The following is a 5,306-nucleotide window of genomic DNA, read 5'->3' as shown; positions in this document are numbered from 1 at the left end:
CACTTGGTTTATTTTTGCGAAAGGAACGTTTACTATTGCTTCACCGTATTTTCCTCTAAAATGGATTTTACCCTCCCAAGTTAAGCGAGAGGATTCAGTCTGCATCCCTGTTCGATCAGTGATGCCGACAACAAAGTTTTTTTTGGGGAGAGGCAACCCACTAGTGAAATTTTCATCTCCTCCACCCATACCGCCTAACAGCAAAGCGATTGTGAATGCGAAGATCAGTCGAGAAATTATTTTTAGGCTGCGATTCCAAATGCCAGTCATGGTGGGAATTCCTTGCGGCAAGCTGGTTGTGAGTTGATAGATTGGGCTCAAAGCTTTGCAGCAAATAAGCCATCCTTTGAGCTTGCACTAATTAACAGATGGTCCCAAGATAAGAGGCTTGACTTTTAAACAGCTCTGGCGTGGATTTTTCAGCATTCATGCAAAAAGCATGAGCACCCAATTCTAATCATCTTCACCAATGTCCAAGCAAAACAATTCTCCCAATCATTCAGCAGATGATTTGAACCTCAACAAGCCAGATCGTTTTCAGCAATTCATGTTTCTTATGGCTGATCGGATCTATCGACTACGTCAAAGATACATCGCAGGGGGACTGGCTGTTGTGGCAATTGGTATTGGGGTTTGGTATTGGCAGGAACAACAACGCCTACAAATGGAGACCGAAGCCAATCTGTTTTACGCTTCTCAGCAAGCTGCGGTAAAAGCTGCTTTGCAAAAGAAACCTGAACAAGAGGTCAAAGCCCTAACTCATTACCTAGATCAAGCAAATATCACATCTATGAAGATTGCCAGTCAATTACAAGTTGCTGAAGCCCAGAGCCGAATGAAAAACTGGGGGGAAGCTGAAAAACAACTGAAAGAGATTATTCTTGGAAATGAGGTTCCAGATTTTTCAAGAAACATGGCCCGACTGAACTTGTCAGCTGTAATGGAGGTTCAGGGTAAAATTGACGAGGCACGTAAGTATCTTCTACAACTCGATAATGCCCGTTGGGATGATTTGCGCTTGCGCAATCTTGCCCGCATCAGTTTGAACCAGAACAAAAAAGAAGAAGCCACCGGCTATTTGAGCAAACTTTCTGAGATGAAAGACTCTCCTTTTCAGCAAGAAGCTGGGGATCTTCTTAGACAGATTCGTTAATTCACACCAAAACATTCTTTCGGAGACTTATATGAATTCGGACTATCTTAAATTTATGGAAGAACATAGCAAACAAGATGGAATCAATCTTTTTGAGAAAGTTCTTGTTACGGCTAAGCGAGCTAAGACTATTTACGAAATGGATGAGGAAGAAAAGTTAGAACTAGAGCACAAACCCACATTCCAAGCTATTCTAGAAACGAACGAAGGCAGGATCCGTTATCAAAAACAAATTTCACCAGATGAAGTCTAAAATAATTCTCAAGAAAATAGGCTAAGCTTTCACGATCATGCAGTCACAAGCAATCCGAGCAGATGCGACGATCGGTAGCGGTTTCTTCCAGCCGATCATCAAACTACTAACCAGCAATCTATCATTACGGATCGCAATTATTTGCATGCTGCTTGTGATTGTGCTCGATCGTCTATTCGTTACATTCATTTTTCCAGTTTACGAGAACGTTTTACCGCAGCCTGATCAATTAAGTTGGCTCAATATTGATGCGGGATACTCACCAATTGTTTGGACGGTTTATCTTGGTTCTATCCTGGCCAGCATCACCGTAGTGGTTAGCTTAGCCGCACAAAGTGCTCCTAAGCTAATTGACCTTTACATGGAAAATGTGCCGACCATGTCCTATGTCTGGTGGACTATGGCTTGTGCCGCTCACTGCTACACTTTAAAACTTCTCCCAGAACTAGGCTACGAAGTTTCACCAAGTCTAGTTTTTAACTATCACGTACTCTTCCCTGTTTTTTTATTCACAAATTTTCCTTTTGTCCTCGCTGTTCTACTATCCACCAAGACTCATAATGTAATCCGGCAGGTACTTGGGGGAAGTAAAACGATTTTTCGCAACCTCGCTCAACAGGAAACACGTAAGAAAACGAAAGAAGCCTATCCCAAAGAGCAACTACAATTATTTGAAGCACAGAACCAACTTATCGATTTACTCACCTTTACCCCGTACAAAGAGCCGAAGGGATTGATCATTGAAGGATTAGGAGAATTACTCCGGATCTACGTTGAATTTAAACACCAACTACCAGATTCCTTCTTCAAGGTCCAGCCATCAATCCGGGAGGATATTTCCTTTAAAACTATGCAGGATGAGATGAAAACAATTGAGGAAACTAAATTGTTTTTTGAGCAAAAAAGTCTTCGCTTGATTGGAAATGTCTACATTAATTTTCTTGAAAAGGGAGATTTTGACCTGTCAACATTATGTGTCGAACAAGTAGGCATGCTTGGTCGCAAAGGCATTGAGTTAAAAAATGATGATCTGATCACGATGATCATGGTTCGCCTGAACACCCATCTACGTTTTGCACTAAAACATGGGATGTACAACAACGAACCAAGGAACCTGTATAATTTAATTTTTCACTATGGGTTGTTTACTGATGCTTTGGTAGAAGCTGGCATGGTCGATCGGGTGAAGACCTGTTTTTTCTATCTCACTTTTTACAATGCAGAATGTTTTAAGGCAGTTCGCCAATCACCAGCAGTGGGATTCATCTTGGATGTGATTGCGACAGAAATGCAGAAAATCATGATTCGCATTGATGAACTCAATTGGGATCAAGAGGTACATGACACATTACTAAAATCCTTTCTCCTGCTGGACAACCCAACTGGTTCTGAAAGGGAACAATTGGTTGCATTTTTCACCAATTCTCATGGAATACGTCTCCTGCATATCGGCTTGGCTTTGCACTACATGGACAAAGGGGATACGACAAGAGCTCGAGTAATTGCCAAAGACACATTGCAGGATCGGAATCTGCTTGGTGAAGAAGTATTTCTGAGGAATATGAAAATCATCTTCGCTAGGTTGCGATTCTCTGGCCCGACATTCTGGGAAGATACTGACCGGGGCAACTTGAATATTTACTATTCACCTCATGCAGGTCACCTTGATGACTTTGGGAAAATGCAACAGGAATTTCTTGAGGAAGCGCGCACTGAAGAAGACGCCAAAAAAGTTAAAGATTAATCTTCTTTTAATATCAATCTCCGTCTAAGACCATGACAGCTATATTAGAGAAACTGAATTTTCGGAAACGGCACGATCGGCTTCCCAAACCTTCCTGGCTGAAAGTTAAGTTCCCATCTGGCGAGAGATTTCATTGGATTGAAAGTCAGGCAAGAAAACTGGCCCTGAGTACAGTGTGTGAAGAAGCTCGTTGCCCAAACATCGGGGAATGCTGGAATAGTGGAACTGCGACCTTCATGGTCATGGGTGATACCTGTACTAGAGGCTGCCGATTTTGTTCTGTGAAAACTGAAAAAAAACCAAGCCCACTGGACATGAAGGAACCCCTGAAATTGGCTGAAACTATCCTTCAGATGAAGTTAGGATATGTTGTTCTGACCACGGTAGATCGGGATGATTTGGAAGATCAGGGTGCTGGTCACATTGCTCGCTGTATCCGGTCAACACAAAAGGCAAATCCCAATTTATTGATCGAAATCCTGATGCCTGATTTTCGTGGTGAACTAAACTTGGTTCAGCAAGTTATTGATTCACAAGCTGCTGTCTTGGCTCATAATCTGGAGACAATCCGTCGATTGACGCCAAGGGTGCGGGATACAAGAGCTACCTATGATCAATCTCTTTCGGTACTAAAATATCTTCAAGATAAGAGTTCTGAAAATAGGTACACAAAATCTTCTATAATGCTCGGCTTGGGTGAAACCAAAGAAGAGGTTGTTGAGGCAATGTGTGATATGAGAGCGGTTGGTGTGAGTTTCTTGACTTTAGGTCAATACTTACAACCAACACTGAAGCATCTTGCTGTTGAAAGATTTGTCACTCCTGAAGAGTTTGAGGATTTCAAAAAAATTGGAGAGGAAATGGGATTTTTGTATGTTGCTTCCGGTCCTTTAGTAAGGAGTTCCTACAAAGCAGCAGAGTTTTTTATCGAGAAAAAGATTCGACAGAGTGCATGACTGAGCAACTTCGACTTGATCCAATTCGCAGGATTTCTGGAAGCATCACGCTACCCGGCTCGAAGAGCTTATCCAACCGAGTCCTATTGCTCGCAATGCTTTCAGAAGGTGAAACTTGTATTGAAAATTTGCTCGACAGTGATGACGTGCGGAGAATGATTGATGCGCTGGCGAAACTCAAAATATCGTATGAAGAGGACAGGCCTAGTAAGAAGATTCGCGTCAAAGGGGAGGGAGGGAGAATCCCAGTAGATAAGGTTGAATTATTCTTGGGCAACGCTGGGACAGCTATAAGACCACTAACAGCCGCCCTCACTTTGGGGCATGGCCAGTTCGTTCTAGATGGCATCGAGCGTATGCGAGAACGGCCTATCCAAGATTTACTTGATGGGTTGAATCAGCTTGGCGCTCAGGTTCGTTCTATCGATAACACAGGCTGTCCACCTGTCGAGATTATTGCCAATGGGCTTCCAGGGGGAGTTACCAAACTTAGTGGAGCGATTAGCAGTCAATACCTATCAGCAATTCTTCTAACCTCACCATACGCCCAAACTCCAGTTGAGATTAGAATCAAAGATCAACTTGTTTCTATTCCGTACGTGGAGATGACAATCCGGCTGATGAATCGATTCGGGGTGAATGTTGATGCCTCTGAAGATTTTAAGAGCTTTCACATAAATGCACCACAAAGTTACAAAAGTCCTCAGACCTATTTTGTTGAAGGAGATGCCTCATCCGCATCGTATTTTCTATCTGGAGCTGCGATTACAGGTGGGACAGTAACAGTCATCGGATGTGGAACTGATAGCCTTCAAGGTGACGCCCAATTTGCTAAAATTATGGAAACGATGGGTGCGGGAGTTGAGTGGCAAACCAACCAGATTACTGTCCGAGGTTCTGGAAACCTTAAAGGCATTGACGTGGATATGAACGAGATGCCTGACGCTGCAATGACACTTGCTGTTGCGGCATTATTTGCCAAAGGCACTACTGCAATTCGCAATATTTATAATTGGCGTCACAAGGAAACCGAACGCTTGACAGCCGTGTCCTCTGAACTTAAAAAGCTCGGAGCCACAGTCGAGGAAGGTAAAGATTTCATCATCATTGAACCACCAGAAAAACTTTTACCAGCAGAGATCGAAACCTATGATGATCACAGAATGGCTATGGCTTTCTCACTTGCAGCATGCGGTGAAG

6 protein-coding genes are annotated in these 5,306 nt (G+C 42.9%); 5 read left to right on the top strand and 1 reads right to left on the bottom strand.

Annotated features, from left to right (window positions below):
• On the bottom strand, positions 1-270 hold a 270-nt coding region (locus P8O70_00855), incomplete at its 3' end, for a hypothetical protein (GenBank protein ID MDG2195433.1).
• Between the two features lie 199 nt (positions 271-469).
• Between P8O70_00855 and P8O70_00850 the strand changes: the two genes are divergently transcribed.
• The 5 genes from P8O70_00850 to aroA form a co-directional block, all read left to right on the top strand.
• Positions 470-1,153: a tetratricopeptide repeat protein gene (locus tag P8O70_00850; GenBank protein MDG2195432.1), complete on the top strand. Its 684-nt coding sequence runs from the start codon at positions 470-472 to the stop codon at positions 1,151-1,153.
• Positions 1,154-1,184: 31 nt separating this feature from the next.
• Positions 1,185-1,406, top strand: a complete 222-nt coding sequence (locus P8O70_00845) for a DNA-directed RNA polymerase subunit omega (protein MDG2195431.1) — start codon at positions 1,185-1,187, stop codon at positions 1,404-1,406.
• Positions 1,407-1,443: 37 nt separating this feature from the next.
• Positions 1,444-3,150 (top strand): hypothetical protein, encoded by a 1,707-nt coding sequence (locus P8O70_00840; GenBank protein MDG2195430.1) that lies wholly within the window; start codon positions 1,444-1,446, stop codon positions 3,148-3,150.
• A 32-nt stretch (positions 3,151-3,182) separates the two neighbouring features.
• A complete protein-coding gene (lipA, locus tag P8O70_00835) occupies positions 3,183-4,106 on the top strand; it encodes a lipoyl synthase (GenBank protein MDG2195429.1) in 924 nt (307 codons plus the stop codon).
• Positions 4,103-5,306: 3-phosphoshikimate 1-carboxyvinyltransferase (gene aroA, locus P8O70_00830; protein ID MDG2195428.1), on the top strand; the 1,204-nt coding region annotated here is incomplete at its 3' end. The genes lipA and aroA, both read left to right, overlap by 4 nt.

This window comes from SAR324 cluster bacterium, from assembly GCA_029245725.1.
Taxonomy (GTDB): domain Bacteria; phylum SAR324; class SAR324; order SAR324; family NAC60-12; genus JCVI-SCAAA005.
This window is presented reverse-complemented; position numbering and strand designations above follow the sequence as displayed.